The sequence below is a fragment of the Kribbella sp. NPDC003557 genome, from assembly GCF_040610805.1.
Lineage (GTDB): Bacteria > Actinomycetota > Actinomycetes > Propionibacteriales > Kribbellaceae > Kribbella.
Window position 1 is genome coordinate 589,097 of record NZ_JBEXMY010000001.1, and the last position, 22,435, is coordinate 611,531.

Genomic DNA, 22,435 nt, shown 5'->3' on the forward strand with positions numbered 1-22,435 from the left:
TTGTCAACCTCTGGAAGAACCTTCGGCCTGCTTGGATGGGCGGCATGAGTGAGAGAGATGTCGAGAAGGACTACTCGGTCGCCGATTTCGCGGCCAAGCTGCGGCGGCTCGCGGACGCGCTGGAGTCCGGCAAGCCGTTCCGGATCCAGATCGCGGGCGAGCGGTTCACGGTGCCGAAGAACGCGCGGATCAGCGTCGAGCACGAGCGCGGCGAGGACGAGGAAGAGGTCGAGTTCCAGCTGAAGTGGGCGCTCGCCGACGCCGCCGAGGAGCCCGAGGACGACGACGAGGTCTGATCAGGGAGCGGCCACGTGGCACGCGACCTGGGCCGCCGTGCCCGCGGGCAGGATCGGCAGGGGTTGCGTGCCGCAGGCCGGTTTCCCGTTGCCCTGGGCCACCAGTTGGCAGCGGGGATGGAAGCGGCAGCCGGCGGGGACCCGGGTCGGGTCCGGCGGCTCGCCGCTGAGGACGACGCGGTTCGGGGATTCGGGCAGGACCGAGAGCAGCGCCTGGGTGTAAGGGTGCTGCGGGTTGGTCAGCACGTCCTCGGTGGGGCCGGACTCGACGATCCGGCCGAGGTACATCACGGCGACCCGGTCGGCGATGTTCCAGGCCAGGCCGAGGTCGTGGGTGACCACGAGCGCGGACAGCCCGAGGTCGTCGCGCAGCCGGAGCAGGAGCGCGAGAATCTCGCCGCGCACCGACGCGTCCAGCGACGCGACGGGCTCGTCGGCGATCAGGACCTTCGGGTCGAGGGCGAGCGCGCCCGCGATCACGACGCGCTGGCGCTGACCGCCGGACAGCTCGTGCGGATAGCGCTGGAAGAACCGCTCCGGCGGCCGCAGCCCGGCCCGGGCGAGCGCCGACGAGACCACGGATTCCTCGTCCGGCAGTCCGTGGATGCGCGGACCTTCGGCCACTGCCTCGTAGACGGTGTGCCGCGGGTTCAGCGACCCCATCGGGTCCTGGAGGACGAGTTGCACCTGGCGGCGGAAGGCCCGGAGCGCGCGGCCCGTGTAGCTCAGCCGCGTACCGTCGTACGCGACCTGGCCCTGCGTCGGGCGTTCCAGGCCGAGGAGCGTGCGGGCGAGGGTGGTCTTGCCGCAGCCCGACTCACCGACCAGCGCGACGATCTCGCCGGCTCCTACCGACAGGTTGACGCCGTCGACTGCCCGGGCCCGGCGACCGCCGCGGCCTGGGAACTCGACATGCAGATCAGTTGCCTCGAGCAAGAGTCACTCCCCTACCAGGACACAGGCGGCAGACCGGTCGGTGCCGGCCTCTCGCAGGTGTACGTCGGACGTCGCGCACGACTCGAGTGCGACCGGGCAACGCGGGTGGAACGTGCAACCACCGGGCAACTGCTGCGGATCGGGCGGATCACCGGCGAGTCCGCGCGGCGCGAGACGGGACGCCGGATCGCCGACGGTCGGGAACGCGGCGGCCAGCGCCTGGCTGTACGGGTGCCGGAAGTCCCCGGACGAAGGTCCGACCTCGACCAGCCGCCCGGCGTACATGACGGCCAGCCGGTCGCAGACGTCCGCCAGCACGGACAGGTCGTGCGAGATCATCAGCAACGAGATGCCGTGGTCCGCGATCAGCTGACGGATCAGCGTCAGCACTTGCGCCTGCACCATCAGGTCGAGCGCGGTCGTCGGCTCGTCGGCGATGATCAGCTGCGGTGCGCAGGCCAGCGCCATCGCGATCATCACCCGTTGCCGTTGGCCACCACTCAGCTCGTGTGGGTAGCTGCGCGCCCGCCAGGCCGGCAGCCCGACCTGCGCGAGCAGGTCCTGCACCCGCTTGTCCGCGGTGGCTCCGGACGCCAGCTTGTGCACGAGCAGCGGCTCCGCGATCTGGTCGCCGATCCGCCGCACCGGGTTGAGGCCGTGCTGTGCGCCCTGGAAAACGATGGACGCCGACGACCAGCGGACCGCGCGCAGCCGGCCCCACTTCATCGACAGTACGTCCTCGCCGTCGAGCATCACCCGCCCGCCGACCACGGCGGACCGCGGCAACAACCGGAGCAGGGCGAGCGCGACCGAGGACTTCCCGGACCCCGACTCCCCCGCCAGTCCGAGGGCCTCGCCGGCCGGTACGGTCAGCGACACCCCGCGGACGGCGGGAACCTCGCCGCCGGCGATCCGGTACCTCACGGTCAAGTCGTCGAGCTCAAGCATGTGCACGCGTCCGCAGCCGGGGGTTGAGCACGGTCTCCAAAGCCCTTCCACACAAGGTGAACGCCATCACCACGGTCACGATGCACAGACCCGGCACGAGGATGTACCACCAAGCTCCGGCGGTCGCCGCGCCCCAGTCGTACGAGCCGCGCAGCATCGTTCCCCACGAGGTCTTGTTCGCGCTCACGCCGAGGAACGCCAGCGTCGACTCGGTGACGATCGCGCTGGCCACCTCCAGCGTCGTACTCGCCAGCAGCAGCGGGGCGACGTTCGGCAGCACGTGGCGCGTGGTGATGTGCCAGTGCCCGGCGCCGAGTGCCAGCGACCGCTCGATGTACGGGCGGGCCTCGACGGCCAGCGTCTGCGCGCGGATCAGTCGCGCCGTCGACGGCCACGAGGTCACGCCGATCGCCACGATGATCGTCGTTGTGGAGCCGCCCAGGATCGCCGCCAGCACCAGCGCGGTGACCAGCGACGGCAGCACCAGGAACCAGTCGGTGACCCGCAGGATCACCGCGCCGATCCAGCCCCGGAAATGCCCGGCCGCGATGCCGAGCACGGTGCCGATCACCATGCTCAGCAGTGCCGCGAGGAAACCGATCAGCAGCGAGGTCCGGGAACCCCACCAGATCATCAGCAGCACCGACCGGCCCGACTCGTCCGTGCCGAGCGGCTCGTCGAGGCTCGGCGGCGCCAGTTTGGCCCCGGTCCCGCTGACCACGTTCGTGACACCGGCGTCGATGAACAGCGGCGCGATCAGCGCCAGCACGACGGCGACCGCCAGAACGATCAATCCGGCAACTCCTGCGCGCTGTTTCCGGAAATCCGTCCAGAAACGACCGGCAGCGTGTTTCCGCCGCACCCAGGCCACGCTGCTCATGCCGACCTCACCCGTGGATCCAGGACGTGGTAGACCACGTCGGCCAGCGTGTTCATCACGATCACGGAAACCGTGATCAGCAGGAACGTTCCTTGCATCAGCGTGAAGTCCGGCACCCGGATCGCCTCGTAGAACAGCTGCCCGAGCCCTGGCCAGCTGAAGATCGCCTCGACCGTCACGGCGCCGCCGACCACGAACCCGATCCGCATGAACACCAGCGTCACGGTCGGCAGCAGCGCGTTCGGTACCGCGTGCCGGCGTCGTACGTCGTCGTCGCGCAGGCCCTTCGCCCGCGCCGTCGTGATGTAGTCCTGGCCGACCTCGTCGATCACCGACGACCGCATCACCAGCAGGTACTGCGCGTAGACGACCGCGACCAGCGTCAGGCACGGCAGCACCATGTGCTGCGCGACGTCGAGCACCCCCGCGAACCCGTCGGGCTTGTCGACGCTCGAGCTGCCGCGGGTCGGGAAGATCCCCGGGATCGGGCCGATTCCGGCCGCGAACACCATCAGCAGCAACAGCCCGAGCCAGAAGGTCGGCACCGACCACAGCACCAGCGAGATGGCCGTCGACACCTTGTCGAACCTGCTGCCGGGCTTCCACCCGGCCCGCGCGCCCTGCCACAGGCCGAGGCTGACGGCCATCACCAGCGCGGTACCGGTGAGGAGCAAGGTCGACCCGATCCGCTCGCCGATCAGGTCGACGACCGGGCGCTTGTACTCGTACGACGTCCCGAGGTCGAACGACAGCGTCTGCTGCAGGAAATGCAGGAACTGCTCCGGGATCGGCTTGTCCAGCCCGAGCCGGGCCCGCTCCAGGTCGAGCTGCTCCGGTGTCATGTTCCGGCCCTGGGCCAGCGCACGGACCGGGTCGCCCGGCAGCAGCCGGAACAGGAAGAACGTCGCGACGATCACCATCGCGATGCTCAGCAGCGCCCCGCCCGCCTTGGTCGCCGCGTACCGCGGCAGACCGTGGCGGGCCGGGCGCTCCTCGAGCGCCTCGACGGCAGCGGAGGTGGTGTCGACCGTCATTCGCGCTCGTCGGCCGCGCCCTGGCGGCGTCGCAGGACGAAGAATCCACCGATCAGGACGACGACCACGGCCGCCGCGATCCCGGCGATCACGCCACCGCCCAGGCCACCGCTTTCCGCGGCCGCGCCGTCCTTCGACACCGCCTCGAGCGTGTAGAACGGCCAGTAGCCCGAACCGCCGTACAGCAGGCCCTTGTCTTCTGGGATCGGCGTGATGCTGGCGATCCGGTCCTTCCGGTACCCCTCCAGGTCGTTCGGGTAGTAGAGCGCGATCACCGGCGCGTCGGAATAGAGCCTTTCTTCCATTTTCTTGATGATTTCCGCGCGCTTTCCGCGGTCGAGTTCCTTCTGCTGCTGCAGGTAGAGGCTCTCGTACTGCGGGTCGCAGTAGAACGACTCGGTGCCGCCACCCTGGCCGGACGCGGTCGGACGCCGGCTGCACAGGTGTGTGCCGAGCACCTCCTCCGGGTCCGGGTTCACCGACCACCCGCTGATCGCGATGTCGAACAGCGCCGTCGTCCCGGTCTCCTCGGTGAACTTGCTGGAGTCCAGCCGCTTGGTGGTCAGCTGGATGCCGACCTCCTTGAACCAGCCGGTCAGGTACTCGGCGAGCTTGTCCTCGATCGGGGTGTCGGTGTGGATGCTGAACCGGAACTGCAGTTTCCGCGACCCGTCCGGCATCGACCGGACGCCGTCGGCGCCCTTCTTGTAGCCCGCGTCGTCGAGGATCTTGTTCGCCTTCGCCGGGTCGAACGAGACCTTCTCGGCGCCGCTCGCCTCCCAGAAGAAGTCCTTGTACAGCGGCGGAATGATCGAGCCGTCGGCCGGTTTCGCCAGCCCGCCCTGGACCTCGTCGACCAGCTTCTGCTTGTCGATCGCGTAGTGCAGCGCGGTCCGCACCTTCGGGTCCTTCAGCGCCGGATGCCCGTCGCCGATCGGCTTGTCGTCACTGGTCGTCGCGCCGTGGTTGATCTGCAGGTACGTCGCCCGCCGGCCCTGCGTGTTCCACTGCTCGATGTTGCTGTCGCCCTTCAGCGACTCGAAGTCCGGCGGGTTCAGCCGGCCGATGAGGTCGATGTCGCCCTTCTTCAGGCCGACGATCGAGGCCGCGGGGTTGTCGTAGAAGATGATCTGCAACTCGTCGATCTTCGGGCGGCCGCGCCAGTAGTCCGGGTTCGCCTCCAGCCGGACGAACTGGTCCTTCTTGTGCTCCACCGCGACGTACGGCCCGCTGCCGACGGTCGGGTACACCTCGCCGTCGTACTTCGAGATGTCCGTGACCTTCTCCCAGACGTGCTTCGGCATGATCGGCACCGGGTTGTCGAGCATCGACGCCTGCGGCGCCTTGAGCTTGATGGTCAGCTCCTGGCCGTTCGCGGTGACGCTCTGGAAGTTCTCCACCGCCGGGCCGTTGCCGGTCTTCGCGCCGTCGTCGGTCATCATCTTGTTGAACGTCCAGGCCGCGTCCGCCGCGGTGATCGGCTGCCCGTCCGACCACTTCGCCTCACGGATCTTGAACGTCCAGGTCAGCCCGTCCGGCGACGTTGTCCAGGACTCCGCGAGATCCGGGCTGGGCTGCAGCGTCTTCGAGTCCGGCACCGTCAGGAAGCCGTAGATCATCCGCTGGATCGACCCCGTCACCAGCCGGACGGCAAGGAACGGGTTCATCGAATCCACCGACTGCGTGACCCCGATCTTGATGACCTTCTTCGCCGCCGGCTCAGCCGCCGACGCCGTCCCAGGTACCGCCGCCAGCACACACAACGCCGCCAGCACAGCCAACAGCTTCCTCATGGGCCGCCCCACCTTCCCCAGCCGGGTGTTGATGTTGGGAAGAAACCACACCAGCAAGCGCTGTCCTGTCAACAAGATACGAAGCTTTGTCACACTGAAGTAACCTTCTTACGGCGCGTCGGGGTGTGTGGGGTATGGCGAGCCCACGCGTGCTTCGCGGCCGCTTGCCTCGTCGCTGCGCTCCTCACGGCGTCCACTCCGCGCGCTCCCACCCACCCTCCGCTTAGCGCGGTGCATCAGCTTCCGGCTGGCGCCGGGTGCTTCCGGCTGGCGCCGGGAGTTGCGGCTTGCGCCGGGTGGTGAAGCGAACCCACGCGTGCTTCGCGGACGCTTGCCTCGTCGCTGCGCTCCTCACCGCACCCACTCCGCGCGCTCCCACCCATCCCCCGCTTGGCGCGGTGCATCCGCACCCGGCTATCGCCGGGCGTTCCGGCTGACGCCGGATGTTCCGGCTGACGCCGGGAGTTGCGGCTTGCGCCGCGGGCATCGGCTTGCGCCGGATGTTCCGGCTGACGCCGGGTGATTCCGGCTTGCGCCGGGTGATTCCGGCTTGCGCCGGGCGTTCCGGCTGACGCCGGGAGTCGCGGCTTGCGCCGGAAGTTCCGGCTATCGCCGGGCGTTCCGGCTCGCGCCGGGTATTCCGGCTGCTCCGGGTGTTGCCGGCTGCGCCGGCGAGTTGCGAGCTGGCGCTCGCGTGTGTCTGCTGGGCAGATGCCCTGTGAGAGCGTCCGACGCGGGTGGGCCCGGACCCCAGCCGGGAACGTCCCACAGCCGATCGCTGTTCCCGTGGGGCGCGTCGTGGCCTTGGCCGTCGTGCTGTGAACCGAGTCGTGGAAATCAGTTCTCGCTGCTGATCCGAAGCCTGAGGAGCCCGGGGCCACCACGGACAGGGCTCCGCGGCGACAGGCACTCGCACGCGAGCGGCAGCTCGCAACTCGCCGGCGGCAGCCGGCAAAACCCGGCGTCAGCCGAAGTACCCGGCGCAAGCCGGAACACTCAGCGCAAGCCGGAACACTCAGCGCAAGCCGGAACACTCAGCGCAAGCCGGAACACTCAGCGCAAGCCGGAGTAGTCGGCGCCAGCCGAAGTACCCGGCGTTAGCCGGAAACAGCCGGCGCAAGCCGGAAACAGCCGGCGCAAGCCGGAACTTCCGGCGTCAGCCGAAGCACACGGCGGTAGCCGGAAACGGATGCACCGCGCTAAGCGGGGGGTGGGTGGGAGCGCGCGGAGCGGGTGCGCTGAGGAGCGCAGCGACGAAGGAAGCGCCCGCGGAGCACGCGTGGGCCGACTACCTCCCTCACACACTCCACCCCCCGCCAGCTCCCTCACACACCCCACCCCCGCCACCTCCCTCACACACCCCACCCCTGCCTCAACACACACCACGCTCCCGCCGCCTCCCTCCCACACGCCACACCCCCTCCACCCCACGCGCGCTTCACAGCCGAGTACTTGACTACACGATCGTGTAGTAGTTTGCTGTTGTGTGTAGCGAGAGGAGTTCGGGGATGGATCGGGCGGTGGAGGATCTGACGGCGCGGGCCCGGATTCGGGATGCGGCGGTTCGCCTGTTCGGGGAGCGGGGGATCGAGGGGGCTTCGATCCGGGACATCGCGGCCGAGGCCGGTGTCTCGTCGGGGCTGGTGCGGCATCACTTCGGGTCGAAGGAGGCGCTGCGGGAGGCGTGTGATCAGTACGCGAAGGAGCGGATGCTCCAGATCGGCGCCGAGCTGACCAAGGACGGGAACCTCACCGGGCTCGACCCGCTCACCCTGCACCCGCTCGCGTTCCCGCTGCAGCTGTATCTGGTGCGGTCGATGATGGACGGTTCGGAGACCGCGACCGCGCTCTTCCTCGAGGGCGTCGAGGCGGTCGAGGAGTGGACCACCAGCTTCGGCATCAACCCCAAGGACCGGCGCGGGTATGCGGCCGCGCTGGCGGCGATCAAGCTCAGCGTGTTCGTGTTCCGCGACCAGGTCTCGAAGGCGCTCGGCGAGGACATCACCACACCGGCGGGCTACAACCGGATCGGCCAGGCGCTGATGGAGGTCTTCACGATCCCGCTGCTCACCCAGGAACAAGTCGACCACATGCGGAAACAGGAGAAGTGATCATGCCGGCTGCGATCAGCACGGAAGGTCTGGTCAAGCGCTTCGGGCGCACCCACGCCCTGGACGGTCTCGACCTCACGGTGCGAACCGGTGAGGTGCACGGGTTCCTCGGCCCGAACGGCGCGGGGAAGACCACCACCATTCGCATCCTGCTCGGGATGACCCGGGCCGACGGCGGTACGGCGCGGGTCCTGGACGGCGATCCGTGGTCGGACGCGACCGAGCTGCATCGGCGGCTCGCGTATGTGCCCGGCGACGTGACGCTGTGGCCGAACTTGTCCGGCGGCGAGGCGATCGATCTGCTCGGCCGGATGCGCGGCGGCGTGGACAAGAAGCGCAAGGCGGAGCTGCTCGAGCGTTTCGACCTCGACCCGCGGAAGAAGGCGCGCGCCTACTCCAAGGGCAACCGGCAGAAGGTCGCGCTGGTCGCCGCGTTCGCGTCCGACGTCGAGTTGCTGCTGCTCGACGAGCCGACCTCCGGGCTCGACCCGCTGATGGAGGAGGTCTTCCGCGACGTCGTGCAGGAGATCAGCGACCGCGATGGCCGGACCGTCCTGTTGTCGAGCCACATCTTGTCCGAGGTGGAGGCGCTGTGCGATCGCGTCACGATCATCCGGGCGGGCCGCGCGGTCGAGAGCGGCACCCTGAGCGAGCTCCGGCATCTCACCCGCACGTCGATCCAGGCTGAGCTCGTCGGGCCGATGGACGGCCTGGCGCAGTTGTCGGGCGTCCACGACCTGACGGAGGTCGACGGGCGCGTCCAGTTCGACGTGGACACGGACGAGATCAACCCGGTTCTGCGGCGGCTGACCGAGATCGGCGTACGGAGTCTCGTGAGCCAGCCGCCGTCGCTGGAGGAGCTGTTCCTGCGGCTGTACGAACCCGAGGCCGTGAAATGAAGTCGCTGGCCGGCACCGGCGGTCTGATCCGGCTGATCCTGCGCCGGGACCGGATCGTGCTGCCGCTCTGGATCGTGCTGCTCACCGCGATCTCGGTGAGCTACGTGAAGGAGTACGGCGACCTGTTCCCGACGCCGGAGTCCCGCGTCAAGTACGCGAGCAACGCCGGCTTCATCACCTTGTACGGCGAGCTGTCCGGGTCGAGCCTGGGCGAGTTCGTCACCTGGCGGCTCGGGTTCGTGCCGGTGATGGTCGGGCTGATCAGCCTGCTCACGGTGATCCGGCACACCCGCGTCGAGGAGGAGACCGGTCGCCGTGAGTTGCTCGGGGCAACTGTCGTCGGGCGACACGCGCAGCTGGCCGCCGCGCTGATCACGGTGCTCGGCGCGAACCTCGTCCTCGCCGTACTGCTTGCTCTCGGCATGCACAGCCAGGACCTGCCGTGGGCCGGGTCGGTCGCCATCGGGGCCGTTTATGCCGGCACCGGGTGGTTCTTCGCGGCGCTCGGCGCGGTCGCGGCGCAGCTGACCGCGAGTGCCGGCACGGCGCGCGGTATCGCGATCGCCGTGCTCGGCGGTGCTTACGTACTGCGGGCGGCCGGGGACACCAGCGCGCACACGGACGGTCCGCTCGCGTGGCTGTCGTACCTGTCGCCGATCGCGTGGGCACAGCGCATCCACCCGTACGCCGAGAACCGTTGGTGGCTGGTGATTGTGATGCTGGCGGCAACCATCCTGCTGGTCGGGGCGGCGGTGTTCCTGGCGGTACGACGCGATGTCGGGGCCGGGATCCTGCCGGATCGGCTCGGCCCGGCGGACGGGAAGCTGGGATCGCCGTTCGCGCTGGCGTGGCGGCTGCATCGTGGGCTGCTCGTCGCGTGGACGATCGGATTCGCCTTGCTGGGCTTGCTGTTCGGCGGTGTCGCGGAGGGCGTCGGCGACATGATGCGCGACGACCCGGGCATCCAGGAGATGTTCCGGCGGATGGGCGGCGCGGCCGGGCTGATCGACTCGTTCCTGGCCGGTGTGATGACGCTGGTCGGGCTGATCGCGTCGGCGTACGCGGTCCAGGCCACGTTGCGGATGCGCGTCGAGGAGAGCAGTGGACGCGCCGAACCGGTCCTGGCGACCGCGACCAGTCGCTGGCAGTGGGCCGCGAGCCATCTCGTCTTCAGCCTGCTCGGCCCGGCTCTCGCGCTGCTGGCGGCGGGCGTGGCCGAGGGGCTCGCGTACGGCGCGGCGATCGGCGATGTGGGTGGTCAGGTACCGCGACTGGTCGGTGCGGCGCTCGCGCAACTGCCGGCCGTGTGGGTGCTGGCGGCGCTGGCGATCGCGATCTTCGGGCTGTTCCCGCAGGCGTCGATGGTGTCGTGGGCCGGTCCCGTGGTGTGCATCCTGATCGGGCTCGTGAGCGCTGGGGTCAGTACTGCCGGCTGGATCCGTGACATCTCGCCGTTCACCCACCTCCCCTCGCTGCCCGGCGGATCGGCCTCAGCCGGCCCCTTCCTGGCACTGCTCGCCATCGCATTCGTCATCGCCCTCACCGGACTGATCGGCCTCCGCCGACGGGATCTCCCGGCCTGACCGTGGCGGGCACCGTGTCGAGAGTTGTGTCCGAGCTCCGACGTCTCCGGTATGAGACGAGCTATCGCCGACACAACTGCGCTCCCGCCGGTCGTCGACCGGGAGACGTTCGACGCAGGACTCGAGGCACTGCGGGTCCGCGAGAAAGCGCACACCCGCGAGGGTGACGCGATCGCCGCGGAACGCAGACGGTTGCCGATGGTCGAGGTCGATGCGGACATCACGGTGGCCGGTCCGGACGGGCCGGTCACCCTGCTCGACGCAGTCGACGGCCGCAAGCAGCTGCTGGCGTACTACTACATGTGGCACACGGGTCACCCGGCCGCCGAGCAGTGCCAGGGGTGCACGTGGTGCACCGGGCAGGTCCAGGAACTCTCGTACCTGCATTCGCGCGACATCACGTTCGCGGTGTTCTGCCAGGGCCCGTACGCCGAGAGTCGGGCGTATCGCGACTTCCTGGGCTGGACGATGCCGTGGTACTCCGCCGTCGGATCGCTCGACCGGCTCCTGACCGGGCGCACCATCGGGCAGATGTACCTGATCTCGTATGTACGGCAGGGCGACCGCGTCTACGAGACCTACTGGACGACGATGCGTGGCGTCGAGGTGATGGACAACAACTACGCGCTGATGGACCTGACCGTGTACGGCCGGCAGGAGCCGTACGAGGACTCGCCGGACGGCTGGCCGCAGCGGTGGGCGACCGAGAACCCCAAGCTGCCCAAGACGATCGATGGCCGCCCGATCGCGCAATGGTCCCGGATCGCGGCCGGCCGCGACGACGACCTCAGCGGCGCGCCGCGATGACCAGCTCAGCGGCGACCCAGGATGACCGGCTCAGCGGCGGGCGTTGCGGGACCAGCTGAAGCAGTAGGCGCCGAAGGCGGCGATGCCGGCTGCCAGGACGGCGAGTAGGACCGAGCCGGCCGGCTGTTCCTTGATCGTGTGCAGCGCGGTGTCGAGGCCGCCGGCCTTCTCCGGGTCGTAGGCGATCGCCGCCCAGCCGAACAGGACGCCGACCACGGCGTACGCGAAACCCTTCGCGCCGTACCCGATCCGGCCCAGCAGGATGGTCACGTCCGAGACGCCGCCCACCAGGTCCTCGGTGAACTTCTTCGTGATCCCCTTGTAGACGTGGTAGCAACCGATCGCGAGGATCGCGACCCCGGCCGCGATGATCACGGCCCGTCCCCAGCCGTGCTCCATCAGCCGCGCGGACATCGTCCGCTGCTGACCGGTTCCCGAACCGCCCGAGCCGATCGCGACCTTCACCGCACTGATGGCCAGTACGACGTAGACAATCGCGCGTCCGGCCGACGACAGCTTCTTGTGCGGCTCCAGGTGGCCCCAGATCACCTGCAGGCCCTGCCAGACGGCCAGGGCGAACAGCCCGATCGCAACAACCCACAACAGCACGCCGCCGAGCGGCTTGTCGGCCAGTTCCCGCAGGGCCCCTTGTTGTGAAGCCTCCTGCGAGGACTTGCCGAACGCGAGCTGCAGTGCGATCCAGGCGACCAGCAGGTGTACGACGCCGTACGCCACCAGACCGACCGTCACCGCGTACCGGTACGGCCGGCTGTATCGGACTTCCTGGGCGGTAGTAGTCACACCTGAGAAGTGCCCACCGGGAAAACCATCAGTCCGGAAAACGGTCAGGCGGAGACGGGCGCGCTCGCCTCACGGTCAGACTCGTCGATGTCGCCGTACTCGCCCTGGCGGTAAGCGCGCCGGCCCAGCGTCCACACGTACGTGATGAACGCCAGCTCGGCCAAGATGCCGATGGTCACCCGGACCGGGCCGGGCAGGAACGGTGTAACAAACGCTTCGATCAGCCCCGTGACCAGAAGCACCGCGGCCAGGCCGATCGCCATACCGACAGTGGCACGGCCGGTCTGCGCTACGGCCTGCATGCGCGTACGAGGTCCTGGCACGACCCAGGCCCAGCCGAGCCGCAGGCCGGCCGCGGCTGCGACGAACACCGCCGTGATCTCGAGCAGGCCGTGCGGCGCGATCAGGCTGAAGAACAGACCGCCCCGGTCGTGGCCGATCATCAGTCCGGCGCTCAGGCCGAGGTTGAGCGCGTTGTCCCAGAGCACGAAGACCGACGGGATCAGCAGGATGCCTAGTGCGAGGACGGCGGCGCTGATGGTTGCGTTGTTGATCCAGACGCGCAGGGCGAAGTCCTGCGCCGGGTTCTCCGAGTAGTACGCCTCGAAGTCGTGCTCGACGAGCTGCTTGATCTGGTCCGGCGTAGCGATCGAGTCGATCACCTCCGGATGTGCCAGCACCCGCCAGGCGGCCCAGGCCGCGACGAGGTAGAAGAGCAGGCCGATGGTGATCCACCAGCGTCTGGACGCGTAGAGCGCGGCCGGGAAGCTGACCAGGAAGTACTTCGAGATGTCGCGCCAGACAGGTGCCTGCGCACCGGTCACCGCGCCCCGCGCGTCGGCGATCAGGCCGGACAGCCGGCCGATCGACACCGGATCCGCGCCGGCTGCCCGCAGCGCGGCCAAGTGCGTGCCGACGCGCTGGTAGAGGACTACAAGCTCTTCGGCTTCAGCACCGGACAGGCGGCGCTGGCGACGGGTCAGGTACGCCAGGCGGTCCCACTGCGGCTGGTGCACCGAGACAAACGCTTCTACGTCCACCGCCACCTCCTCCACCCGACTGGTGGCAGACTAACCGGACCCAGTGTCTACGCAGGAAGGGGGCGGCGGAGTGTCGCAGCTGGTCACCGGCGAAGCAGTCGTCCTCCAGGTGCGGATCGCCCGGATGCCGACGCGGGCGCTGGCGTGTGCGATCGACATGCTGCTGCAGGGCATCGTGCTGACCGTGCTGATCGCGCTGCTGGCCGGGTTCCTGTTCGGGAGCGAGGCCAGTGAGGCGCTCGCGGGTGCGCTGATCTTCATCGTCGTGCTGCTCGTCGTGGTCGGCTACCGGGTCGTGATGGAGACGCTGACCCGCGGGCGGACGCTGGGCAAGATGGTGCTCGGGCTCAAGGTGGTGCGCGACGACGGGAGCTCGATCCGGTTCCGGCACGCGCTGGTGCGGACGCTGATGTGGTTCTTCGTCGACTTCGCGCCGTGGTTCGCGGCCTGCCCCGGGATCGTGGCGAGCCTGATGAACAAGCAGGGCAAGCGGATCGGGGACATGGTCTCCGGCACGGTCGTCATTCGCGAGCGGAACCAGCCGATGGCGTCGCCGCCGCTGTTCGTGCCCGGTCATCTGGTCCCGTGGGCGCAGTCGCTGGAGCTGTCGCGGCTGTCCGACGAGCTGGCGAACGCGGCCCGCGACTACCTCGCCCGCTTCACCGAACTCCTCCCCGGCCCGCAGTACGCGATCGGCGAGGCCCTGGCAGCCCGGGTAGCGGCCGTCATCGCCCCCGCACCGCCGACCCAGGTCATCGCCCCGGCCTACCTCTCCGCCGTCCTGGCCGAACGCCGCCGCCGCGAACTCCAGCGCCTGGCCACCCACCGCCCCCACCAAACCGGCCCCTTCCCCACCACCCCCTACACACCAACCCCGTCCCCGTACGCCGCCGGCGCACCCGCCGCGCCGTACACCCCGGCTCCATCGCCATACGCCGCACCGGCCGCGCCATACGCCCCGGGTCCATCGCCGTACGCCGCACCCGCCGCGCCATACGCCCCGGGTCCATCGCCGTACGCCGCGCCGACCGGGCCGTTCGCCCCGCCGAGCCCGTACGGCGCGATGCCGCCGCCTGCCCCGTCACCGGGCCCGTTCGCCCCGCCCGTGCGACCGTCAGCACCACGTCCTGCGACGGTCAACGCCGAAGGCTGGGCCGCCCCGGGCAGCAACGAAACCAGCCAAGGTTTCTGACCCGGCAGCGTCCGGCAAACCCTCGTCGTGGGGATCCGCTCAGCGCCCTGCTATGCCCCGGTCTCGACCTATAGTCCCTTCCGGACCTGCAGCGACTGACAGAACGACGATCCCCTCAAGGAGACACCTCTTGACCTCTCGGCACATCGAGGCTGCCCAGCCCGGCCCGGTCACCGTCGACGCCCGACTGCTGCAGCAAGCAGGCAAGGTCTCGGTCGTCGTCGATCCGAACTGCAAGCGCGCCACGCTGCGCATCTCGACCCCGGACACCCGCGGCCCGTCCGCGGACCTGGTCGATCGCGCGACGCTGCAGCAGTCGACGGACGGCGTGATGTCCGCGAAGGTCGAGGGAACCGGCGCCGGGAACGGCGGCATCACGATCCAGAGCGGTAGCGGCAACATCTCGATCGGCAGGGTCAACGGCGCTGTCTTCAGCACCGGGAACCGCGGTATCAGCATCTCCGGCGTCAGCGGTCCGATCATGGTCAACGGCGTGCGGATCGATCCCTCCAACGGCGGCGTCGACGCGTCCGAGCCGGCCTCCGACATCGAGGTGACCGCCGTCCTGCCGCCCGGCAGCGCGCTCACCGCCCAGACCACGTCCGCCGGCATCGAGGCAACCGGCCTCAGCACTGTCGAGGCGCGCACGCAGTCCGGGGACGTCGACGTGAAATCCGCCTGGTCCGTCAACGCGTCCACCCAGTCCGGGAGCGTGGCCGTCGGCTGGGTGCAGGACCTCGACGTCCGGACGCAAAGTGGATCCGTCCACGTCGACTGGGCCCAGGGCCAGGTGCAGGCGAAGGCACAGAGCGGATCGGTGAACGTCCGTCAGTTCGCGGGCGCTACCGCGACCGTCGGCGCGATGTCCGGCAATGCCAGCATCCACGTCGTCGCGGCACACCAGCCGATGGACGGGCAACGCATCGTTCGCGCCAGCGCGATGTCGGGGAACGCGACCGTGACTGCCGCGAGCCCGGACGTGGAGCAGACCCTGAACGCGCAGGCGACGTCGATGTCCGGCCGGGCCAGTGCCCCGCAACCCGCCGCGACCCGGCCGATGCACCAGGGCGGTGCGCGCGCCTATCAGCAGATGCCCGGCCATCAGTCGGCCCGCGGCAGCAATCTGGGTTATTGACGCACGAGGCGCCCCACCCGAGCGGTGGGGCGCCTCGTCCGGGAACCTCAGTAGCGGTAGGCCTCGGCCTTGTACGGGCCCTCGACCGGTACGCCGAGGTAGGCCGCCTGCTCCTTGGTGAGCTCGGTCAGCTTGACGCCGAGCGAGTCGAGGTGCAGCCGGGCGACCATCTCGTCGAGGTGCTTCGGCAGCACGTACACCTCGGTCGGGTAGTCGGCGGTCTTCACGAACAGCTCGATCTGCGCCAGCACCTGGTTGGTGAACGAGTTCGACATCACGAACGACGGGTGCCCGGTGGCGTTGCCGAGGTTCAGCAGCCGGCCTTCGGACAGCACGATGATCGTGTGGCCGTCGGGGAAGCGGAACTCGTCGACCTGCGGCTTGATGTTGACCCGCTCGATGCCGGCGACCTTGTACAGCCCGGCCATGTCGATCTCGTTGTCGAAGTGGCCGATGTTGCCGACGATCGCCTGGTGCTTCATCGCCGCCATGTGGTCGGCGGTGATGACGTCCTTGTTGCCGGTCGTGGTGACGAAGATGTCGGCGATCCCGACCACGTCGTCCACGGTCGACACCTGGTAGCCGTCCATCGCGGCCTGCAGCGCGCAGATCGGGTCGATCTCGGTGACGATCACCCGCGCGCCCTGGCCGCGCAGCGACTCGGCGCAGCCCTTGCCGACGTCGCCGTATCCGCAGACGACCGCGACCTTGCCGCCAATCAGCACGTCGGTGGCGCGGTTGATGCCGTCGATCAGCGAGTGCCGGCAGCCGTACTTGTTGTCGAACTTCGACTTGGTCACCGAGTCGTTGACGTTGATCGCCGGGAACAGCAGCGCGCCGGCCTTGTGCATCTCGTACAGCCGGTGCACGCCGGTGGTGGTCTCCTCGGTGACACCCTTGATGCCCTGACCGATGGTCGTCCACTTCGACGGCGAGTCGGCCAGCGTCCGGGTCAGCAGCTTCAGGACGACGCCGTACTCCTCGGAGTCGGCGGTCGACGGGTCCGGAACGGCGCCCGCCTTCTCGAACTCGGTGCCCTTGTGGACGAGCATCGTGGCGTCGCCGCCGTCGTCGAGGATCATGTTCGGGCCGTCAGCGCCCGGCCAGGTCAGCGCCTGCTCGGTGCACCACCAGTACTCCTCCAGCGTCTCGCCCTTCCAGGCGAACACCGGCACGCCGGCGGGGTTCTCGGCCGTCCCGTCCGGGCCGACGACGACCGCGGCCGCCGCGTGGTCCTGGGTGGAGAAGATGTTGCACGACACCCAGCGCACCTCGGCCCCGAGCGCCGTCAGCGTCTCGATCAGCACGGCGGTCTGGATCGTCATGTGCAGCGAGCCCATGATCCGCGCGCCGGCCAGCGGCTTGCTCTCGCCGTACTGCTCGCGCATCGCCATCAGGCCGGGCATCTCGTGCTCGGCCAGCCGGATCTCCTTGCGCCCGAACTCGGCCAGGCCGAGATCCGCCACCTTGTAGTCGAAGGTCATGCCGCTCCCCTGCTGAAGACTGTGATTACTACCTGCCCGAGCCTAGAGGGCCGAGCCACGCGGTTTGATCGCTCCAGGCGCATTTTTGACACCGAAATGTCAGGATTGATGCTATGCGCATCACCGAGGCCGCTCGCCAGCTGGGTACCACTCCGCGCATGCTCCGCTACCGGGAGGCACTCGGGCTGCTGCCGCGCTCCCGCTCCGAGCACACGTCACAGCGCCAGTACGACGACCGCGACCTCGCGGCCGTCCGGCTGGCACTCGACCTCGAACGCCGGTACGACGTGACGCCGGCCGCGCTCGCCTTCGCACTGCGCGCGCTGGCCGAGCCGTCCGTGGCGGCCGACATCCGCAATCTCGGCTACCGCACCGGCCGCCTCACCGCGCCGCCGACCCAGGCCGAGATCGACCGCGAGCGCGCCCTGCGCTGGCTCGGCCGCTCCGGCGTCCTCCCACCCAAGCCGCGCTGACGTCCATCTCAGGGGTCAACCCCCGAGATGGACGGTTCGCCTGCCTGCATGCGGAGTGCCAACCGGCGAACTGAGGGGTTGACCCCTCAGCTGGCCCTTAGTGGGACGGGGCCTCGGGGACGGCCGGGCGCTCGTCGGGGACGTGGTTCTCGTGGAAGATGTCCGGCTCGAGGTAGATGTGCCGGCTCATCGGCTCGGCGGCGCGGATCGCGCGCTCGGCGGCGTCGATGGTCTCGGCGACGACGGAAGCGTCGGCGGTCGGCTCGACGCCGAGCTTCGCGGCGACCAGGACCTCCTCGGGGCCGAGGTGCAGGGTCTTGATGTGGATCAGGCGCTGGACACCGGGGGTGTTCTCGATCGCGGCGACGATCCGGGCCTGGGACTCCCGGGTCGCGGACTCGCCGAGCAGCAGCGACTTCATCTCGATCGCCAGGAAGATCGCCACGCAGACCAGCAGCGCGCCGATCGCCATCGACCCGAGGCCGTCGTACACGCCGTTGCCGGTGGCAAGCGTCAGTACGACGCCGATCAGCGCCAGCACCAGGCCGGTGAGCGCCGCGAAGTCCTCGAGCAGGATGACCGGCAGCTCCGGGGCCTTCGCGTTCCGGACGAACTTCACCCACGGCACCGTGCCGCGGACCTTGTTCGCCTCGACGATCGCGGTCCGGAACGACAGGCTCTCCATCACGATCGCGACCACCAGCACCGCGACCGGGACCCACTTCCAGTTGTCGATCCCGTGCGGGTCGTGCACCTTGTGGTAGCCCTCGTACAGCGCGAACAGACCGCCCACGCTGAACAGCACGATCGACACGATGAACGAGTAGACGTACCGCTCCCGGCCGAACCCGAACTGGTGCAGCTCGTCGGCCGCCCGCTTGGCCCGCTGGCCGCCGACCAGCAGCAGCACCTGGTTGCCCGCGTCGGCGAGCGAGTGGATCGCCTCGGCCAGCATCGACGCCGACTGGGTGAGCGCCCAGGCGGCGAACTTGGTGACCGCGATCCCGGTGTTCGCCAGCAAAGCCGCGACAACGGCCTTGTTCCCGCCACCAGCCATGGTTGTTCAGGTCCTCCAGTTAGCGTGCGGCGACGACGAACGCCGTGCCGGAACCACGCAGGGTACAGGGTCCTTCGGGTCCGGCGAGGAACGCCGACTGACCAGCGGACAACGTCACAACGGATTCCTTGCCGGCAGCATCGACGGAGCCGTCCACGCAGCAGACGATCCGCGGCCCGACGCCGTCGATCGTGCGCTCGTCGGACGCGAGATCCACCCGGTGGATCGCGAAGTACTCACACCCTGTCTCGTAGACCCCGTCCGCCGTCGCGGTCAGCACCGGGTCGGCGAGCGGCTCGAAGTCCACCACCGAGACGAGCTCCGGTACGTCGACGTACTTGCTCGTCAGACCGCCGCGCAAAACGTTGTCGGAGTTCGCCATCACCTCGAAGCCGAGGCCGCGCAGGTAGGCGTGCACGTTGCCGGCCGGGAGGTACACGGCGTCGAACCGCTGCAGGCGGACCCGGTTCAGCAGCAGGGCCGCGAGCACGCCGGGGTCGTCCGGGAAGTCCGCGCACAGCTTCGCCAGCGTCTCGCGCTCCAGCGGGAACGCGTCTCCCGGGTACTGCGCGACGGCCTCGCCCAGGGCCGCGACCAGCGGGCGGATCGAGTCCCGGTCGGTGCTCATGAAACCGGTGAACGCGTCCTGCAGCTTGCCGTTGCGGAGCAGATCCGTGAGCTCCCCGAACCCGGCCGGGGCCAGCGCGTCGAGCAGCGCGACCGTCCGCTCCAGCGGCCGGAAACCGACCAGTGCGTCGAACGGCTCCAGCGCGATCAGGATCTCCGGCTTCGGCCAGGCGTCCTTGTAGTTGCGGTCCGCGGCGTTCCGGGGGATGGCGGCGGCCTCGTCCCGCTGATAGCCGTCGATCGCCTGCTCCCGGGACGGGTGCGCCTGGATCGACAACGGCTGCGCGGCCGCGAGCAGCTTCGCGAGGAACGGGAACCGGCCGTCGAAGCGCTCGGCCGTCTCCTCCCCCAGTACCGCGGCCGGGTCGGCGGACACCGCGTCGTACAAGGTGTCACCGTTCGGCAGGACCGACGGGGCGGACTCGTGCGCACCCATCCACAGCTCGGCCTGCGGCTCGCCGGTCGGCGGCACCCCGAGCAGCTCGGGCAGTGCGGTCGGCGAACCCCACGCGTAGTCGCGGACGGTGTTCTGCAGCGGGACTACCACGCCGGATCCTCCGAGGGGTTGCCTGGCTCGACCGGGTCGTCCTCGGTCGCCGTACCATAGCGGCCCAGGCCGATGCCGAGGTACGCCGCGGCGTACCGGCCGTGCTGGGTCAGCGCGGCGTACCGGGCGATGTCCGTGCCGTTGGCCTGCGTGACCGTGAAGACGCGGACATCGTGCGCCTGTGCCTTCGCCTCGAGCTTGCGGCGGTGCTCGGCGACGCCGGAGTCCTCCACACCGTCGTCCAGGATGACCAGAGCGGGCCGCAGCTCCTCCGGCTTGTCGAACGGGTCGGCGAAGAGGTCCCGGGCCGGCTGGTTGAGCACCGGCAGCAGGTGACCGGCGTCAGCGGCCAGAGCGGGCCGTCCACTCGCCAGCCGGAACGCCTCGACCACACGGCGCGCAGCACGCGCCGCGAGGACCGAACCGCCCCACACCAGCGGCAACGCGTCGGCCAGCACCAGCGCGAGGTCCTTGGCCGGATTGGAGGCGACGTCGTTGTTCGGCGAGCACTCGATCGCGACGTCGTCCAGGATCGACGCGACGGCCTTGTGATCCACCTCGGGCCCGAGATCCATCTGGTGCAGCGCCTGCAGTACGGCGACCGCGGAGGCCAGCTGGTCGTCGGACTGCGACGGCAGGCGGATCGCGTGCCGCAACCCCGCCGAGGCGATCGCCACGGGCGAGTCCTCCGGCGCGGCCACCATCAGGCCGCAACCCCGCCGTACCGCCTCGCCCGCGGCCGAGACCGCGTCGAGGTCCTCGGCGGCGCCGGCGAGCACGACGACCAGGTCCAGCGGGCCGGCCCAACCGGGCAGACCGGGGCCCGGCCAGGCCAGGAACGGAACAGGGCAGACCGGCTCGAGCACGGCCCGGACCAGCCGGGCGTCGCGGCCGGCGGCCACCACGGCGCGCGGGCGGAAGCCGTCGGACGTCAGCTTGGACAGGACGTCCTCGGACGCCTCCAGCTCAGCACGGACGCGGGCACCGGCCATCGCCAGGCGGCGCAGCAGGTGGTCCGCCGCCTCGAGTGCGGCCGGGTCGTCCAGCCGCGTGTCGTCGAAAACGCTCATCAGGAGTCCGTCGAGGCCGTCTCTCGCGTGTCCCGGGCCTCGTCGATCAGCAGCACCGGGATGTCGTCACGCACCGGGTACGCCAGCGCGCAGCCGGCGTTGGTGCAGATCAGCTCGTTCGCCTCGTCGTCCACCCGGAACTCCGAGCGGCATTTCGGGCAGACCAGGATGCTCAGCAGGTCCGGGTCCAGATTGACTGCCATTCAGTTCTCCTCCACCGATGCGCCGGTGATCAGGGCCAGTACTTCGTCACGGACGCGTTCCATCTCGGCCCGGTCCGCGGCCTCGACGTTCAGCCGTAGCAACGGCTCCGTGTTCGACGCACGGACGTTGAACCACCACTGTCCCGCCGACACCGTCAACCCGTCCAGATGGTCGACCGTCACGCCGTCGACGCCAGAATACGTATCCTCGATGGCCGCGACGGTCGCCGCCGCGTCGTCGACCGTGTTGTTGATCTCGCCGGAGGCGACATACCGCTCGTAGTCGGCGAACAGCTCACTGGCCGGCTTGTCCTGCTCGCCCAGCGCGGCCAGGACGTGCAGCGCGGCCAGCATGCCGGTGTCGGCGCGCCAGAAGTCGCGGAAGTAGTAGTGCGCGGAGTGCTCACCGCCGAACACCGCGTCGGTCTCGGCCATCTTCTGCTTGATGTTGGAGTGCCCGACCCGGGTGCGGACCGGGACGCCGCCGTGCTCGGTGATCAGCTCCGGCACGGCCTTCGAGGTGATCAGGTTGTGCAGGATCGCCGCGCCCGGGTGCTTGGCGAGCTCGCGGACGGCGACCGCGGCGGTGATCGCGCTCGGCGAGATCGGGTCGCCCTTCTCGTCCACCACGAAGCACCGGTCGGCGTCGCCGTCGAAGGCGAGGCCGAGGTCGGCGCCGGTCTCGCGGACCTTGGCCTGCAGGTCGACCAGGTTCTTCGGGTCGAGCGGGTTGGCCTCGTGGTTCGGGAAGCTGCCGTCGAGCTCGAAGTACATCGGGACGATCGTCACCGGGCCGTCGGCGAACACGGCCGGGACGGTGTGGCCGCCCATGCCGTTGCCGGCGTCGACGACCACGGTCAGCGGACGGATGCCGCTGAGGTCGACCAGGTCGTGCAGGTGGTCCGCGTACGCCGTCAGCAGGTCCTTGCGGGTGATGTGCCCGCTCGAGGACCCGGTCGCCGGGCCCTCGGTCAGCGCCTTGGCGACCAGGTCGGCGATGTCGCGCAGACCGGAGTCGGAGCCGACCGGGGCGGCGCCCGCGCGGCACATCTTGATGCCGTTGTACTGCGCCGGGTTGTGGCTGGCGGTGAACATCGCGCCGGGCAGGTCGAGCCGGCCGGACGCGAAGTAGAGCTGGTCGGTGGACGCGAGGCCGATGTCGATCACGTCCGCGCCGGTGCTCGCCACACCTTCGGCGAAGGCCGCCGCCAGCGCCGGGCTGGACGGGCGCATGTCGTAGCCGATCACGACCGCGCCGGGACCCGCGAGCACGTCCAGGACCTCGACGAACGCCGCACCGGTCGCCCGGGCCACGGACTCGTCCAGCTGCTCCGGCACCACACCCCGGACGTCGTAAGCCTTGAAGATCCCCGCAACATCAGCCATGCACGGACCCTATCCGGCCCACCGGCAAAGCTGTATCTCAGCCTCGGTCCGCGCGGCGCGGCCGCCGCAGGCAACAACTAGGCATCGTTGTCAGCCGGTGTCCTGACGCTGCCCCCTTCGTTCCGTATGTTCG

The 22,435-nt window shown here is 69.6% G+C and carries 21 protein-coding genes; 8 read left to right on the forward strand and 13 right to left on the reverse strand.

Annotated elements, in window-relative coordinates; translation table 11 throughout:
- Positions 1–44 precede the first annotated feature (44 nt).
- Positions 45–296 (forward strand): amphi-Trp domain-containing protein, encoded by a 252-nt coding sequence (locus tag ABZW60_RS02870; protein WP_355473374.1) that lies wholly within the window; start codon positions 45–47, stop codon positions 294–296.
- Here ABZW60_RS02870 and ABZW60_RS02875 read toward each other — a convergent pair whose 3' ends face one another.
- The 5 genes from ABZW60_RS02875 to ABZW60_RS02895 are packed head-to-tail and all read right to left on the reverse strand — an operon-like array spanning position 297 to position 5,887.
- Positions 297–1,232 carry an ABC transporter ATP-binding protein gene (locus ABZW60_RS02875; RefSeq protein ID WP_355473375.1) on the reverse strand — a complete coding sequence of 312 codons (936 nt, stop codon included), beginning with the start codon at positions 1,230–1,232 and terminating at the stop codon, positions 297–299.
- A 3-nt stretch (positions 1,233–1,235) separates the two neighbouring features.
- Complete coding sequence (locus ABZW60_RS02880; RefSeq protein WP_355473377.1) at positions 1,236–2,156, reverse strand: ABC transporter ATP-binding protein; 921 nt, start codon at positions 2,154–2,156, stop codon at positions 1,236–1,238.
- Positions 2,157–2,172: 16 nt separating this feature from the next.
- On the reverse strand, positions 2,173–3,060 hold the full coding sequence (locus ABZW60_RS02885; RefSeq protein ID WP_355473379.1) for an ABC transporter permease: 888 nt from the start codon (positions 3,058–3,060) through the stop codon (positions 2,173–2,175).
- Entirely contained in the window at positions 3,057–4,094 is a 1,038-nt protein-coding gene (locus ABZW60_RS02890) for an ABC transporter permease (protein ID WP_355473381.1), read from the reverse strand. Before ABZW60_RS02890 ends, ABZW60_RS02885 begins: the two co-directional genes overlap by 4 nt.
- Entirely contained in the window at positions 4,091–5,887 is a 1,797-nt protein-coding gene (locus ABZW60_RS02895; protein ID WP_355473383.1) for an ABC transporter substrate-binding protein, read from the reverse strand. The genes ABZW60_RS02890 and ABZW60_RS02895 overlap by 4 nt, the downstream gene beginning before the upstream one ends.
- A 1,508-nt stretch (positions 5,888–7,395) precedes the next feature.
- Between ABZW60_RS02895 and ABZW60_RS02900 the strand changes: the two genes are divergently transcribed.
- Genes ABZW60_RS02900 through ABZW60_RS02915 form a run of 4 tightly spaced genes read left to right on the forward strand, consistent with a single transcriptional unit; the run spans position 7,396 to position 11,287 of the window.
- Complete coding sequence (locus tag ABZW60_RS02900) at positions 7,396–7,998, forward strand: helix-turn-helix domain-containing protein (protein ID WP_355473385.1); 603 nt, start codon at positions 7,396–7,398, stop codon at positions 7,996–7,998.
- 2 nt (positions 7,999–8,000) lie between these two features.
- Entirely contained in the window at positions 8,001–8,897 is an 897-nt protein-coding gene (locus ABZW60_RS02905) for an ABC transporter ATP-binding protein (protein WP_355473387.1), read from the forward strand.
- Positions 8,894–10,480, forward strand: a complete 1,587-nt coding sequence (locus ABZW60_RS02910; RefSeq protein ID WP_355473389.1) for an ABC transporter permease — start codon at positions 8,894–8,896, stop codon at positions 10,478–10,480. The genes ABZW60_RS02905 and ABZW60_RS02910 overlap by 4 nt, the downstream gene beginning before the upstream one ends.
- Positions 10,481–10,531: 51 nt before the next feature.
- Positions 10,532–11,287, forward strand: a complete 756-nt coding sequence (locus tag ABZW60_RS02915) for a DUF899 family protein (protein WP_355473390.1) — start codon at positions 10,532–10,534, stop codon at positions 11,285–11,287.
- Between the two features lie 30 nt (positions 11,288–11,317).
- On the opposite strand, the gene ABZW60_RS02920 is transcribed toward ABZW60_RS02915, so the two are convergent.
- Both ABZW60_RS02920 and ABZW60_RS02925 read right to left on the reverse strand, forming a co-directional pair.
- Positions 11,318–12,088: a DUF1206 domain-containing protein gene (locus ABZW60_RS02920; RefSeq protein ID WP_355473392.1), complete on the reverse strand. Its 771-nt coding sequence runs from the start codon at positions 12,086–12,088 to the stop codon at positions 11,318–11,320.
- Positions 12,089–12,132: 44 nt separating this feature from the next.
- Entirely contained in the window at positions 12,133–13,128 is a 996-nt protein-coding gene (locus ABZW60_RS02925; RefSeq protein WP_355473394.1) for a stage II sporulation protein M, read from the reverse strand.
- A gap of 70 nt (positions 13,129–13,198) precedes the next feature.
- On the opposite strand from ABZW60_RS02925, the gene ABZW60_RS02930 reads away from it, so the two are divergent.
- Together ABZW60_RS02930 and ABZW60_RS02935 are read left to right on the forward strand one after the other, a co-directional pair.
- Positions 13,199–14,320: an RDD family protein gene (locus tag ABZW60_RS02930; RefSeq protein WP_355473396.1), complete on the forward strand. Its 1,122-nt coding sequence runs from the start codon at positions 13,199–13,201 to the stop codon at positions 14,318–14,320.
- Between the two features lie 130 nt (positions 14,321–14,450).
- Entirely contained in the window at positions 14,451–15,455 is a 1,005-nt protein-coding gene (locus tag ABZW60_RS02935; RefSeq protein WP_355473398.1) for a DUF4097 family beta strand repeat-containing protein, read from the forward strand.
- Positions 15,456–15,502: 47 nt separating this feature from the next.
- Here the strand turns inward: ABZW60_RS02935 and ahcY are convergent, their stop codons facing one another.
- On the reverse strand, positions 15,503–16,939 hold the full coding sequence (gene ahcY / locus ABZW60_RS02940; protein WP_355473400.1) for an adenosylhomocysteinase: 1,437 nt from the start codon (positions 16,937–16,939) through the stop codon (positions 15,503–15,505).
- Between the two features lie 113 nt (positions 16,940–17,052).
- Here ahcY and ABZW60_RS02945 point away from each other — a divergent pair, with 113 nt between their 5' ends.
- Positions 17,053–17,412 (forward strand): MerR family transcriptional regulator, encoded by a 360-nt coding sequence (locus ABZW60_RS02945; protein WP_355473402.1) that lies wholly within the window; start codon positions 17,053–17,055, stop codon positions 17,410–17,412.
- A gap of 97 nt (positions 17,413–17,509) precedes the next feature.
- Here the strand turns inward: ABZW60_RS02945 and ABZW60_RS02950 are convergent, their stop codons facing one another.
- From ABZW60_RS02950 to ABZW60_RS02970, 5 genes are read right to left on the reverse strand one after another with little or no spacing between them, the layout of a single operon-like run.
- Positions 17,510–18,469 carry a cation diffusion facilitator family transporter gene (locus ABZW60_RS02950; protein WP_355473404.1) on the reverse strand — a complete coding sequence of 320 codons (960 nt, stop codon included), beginning with the start codon at positions 18,467–18,469 and terminating at the stop codon, positions 17,510–17,512.
- A gap of 19 nt (positions 18,470–18,488) precedes the next feature.
- Entirely contained in the window at positions 18,489–19,643 is a 1,155-nt protein-coding gene (manA, locus tag ABZW60_RS02955) for a mannose-6-phosphate isomerase, class I (protein WP_355473406.1), read from the reverse strand.
- Entirely contained in the window at positions 19,637–20,713 is a 1,077-nt protein-coding gene (locus ABZW60_RS02960; RefSeq protein WP_355473408.1) for an SIS domain-containing protein, read from the reverse strand. Before ABZW60_RS02960 ends, manA begins: the two co-directional genes overlap by 7 nt.
- Positions 20,713–20,916, reverse strand: coding sequence for a Trm112 family protein (locus ABZW60_RS02965; protein WP_355473410.1), 204 nt, complete (start codon positions 20,914–20,916; stop codon positions 20,713–20,715). Before ABZW60_RS02965 ends, ABZW60_RS02960 begins: the two co-directional genes overlap by 1 nt.
- Entirely contained in the window at positions 20,917–22,302 is a 1,386-nt protein-coding gene (locus tag ABZW60_RS02970) for a phosphomannomutase/phosphoglucomutase (protein WP_355473412.1), read from the reverse strand.
- Positions 22,303–22,435: the final 133 nt, after the last annotated feature.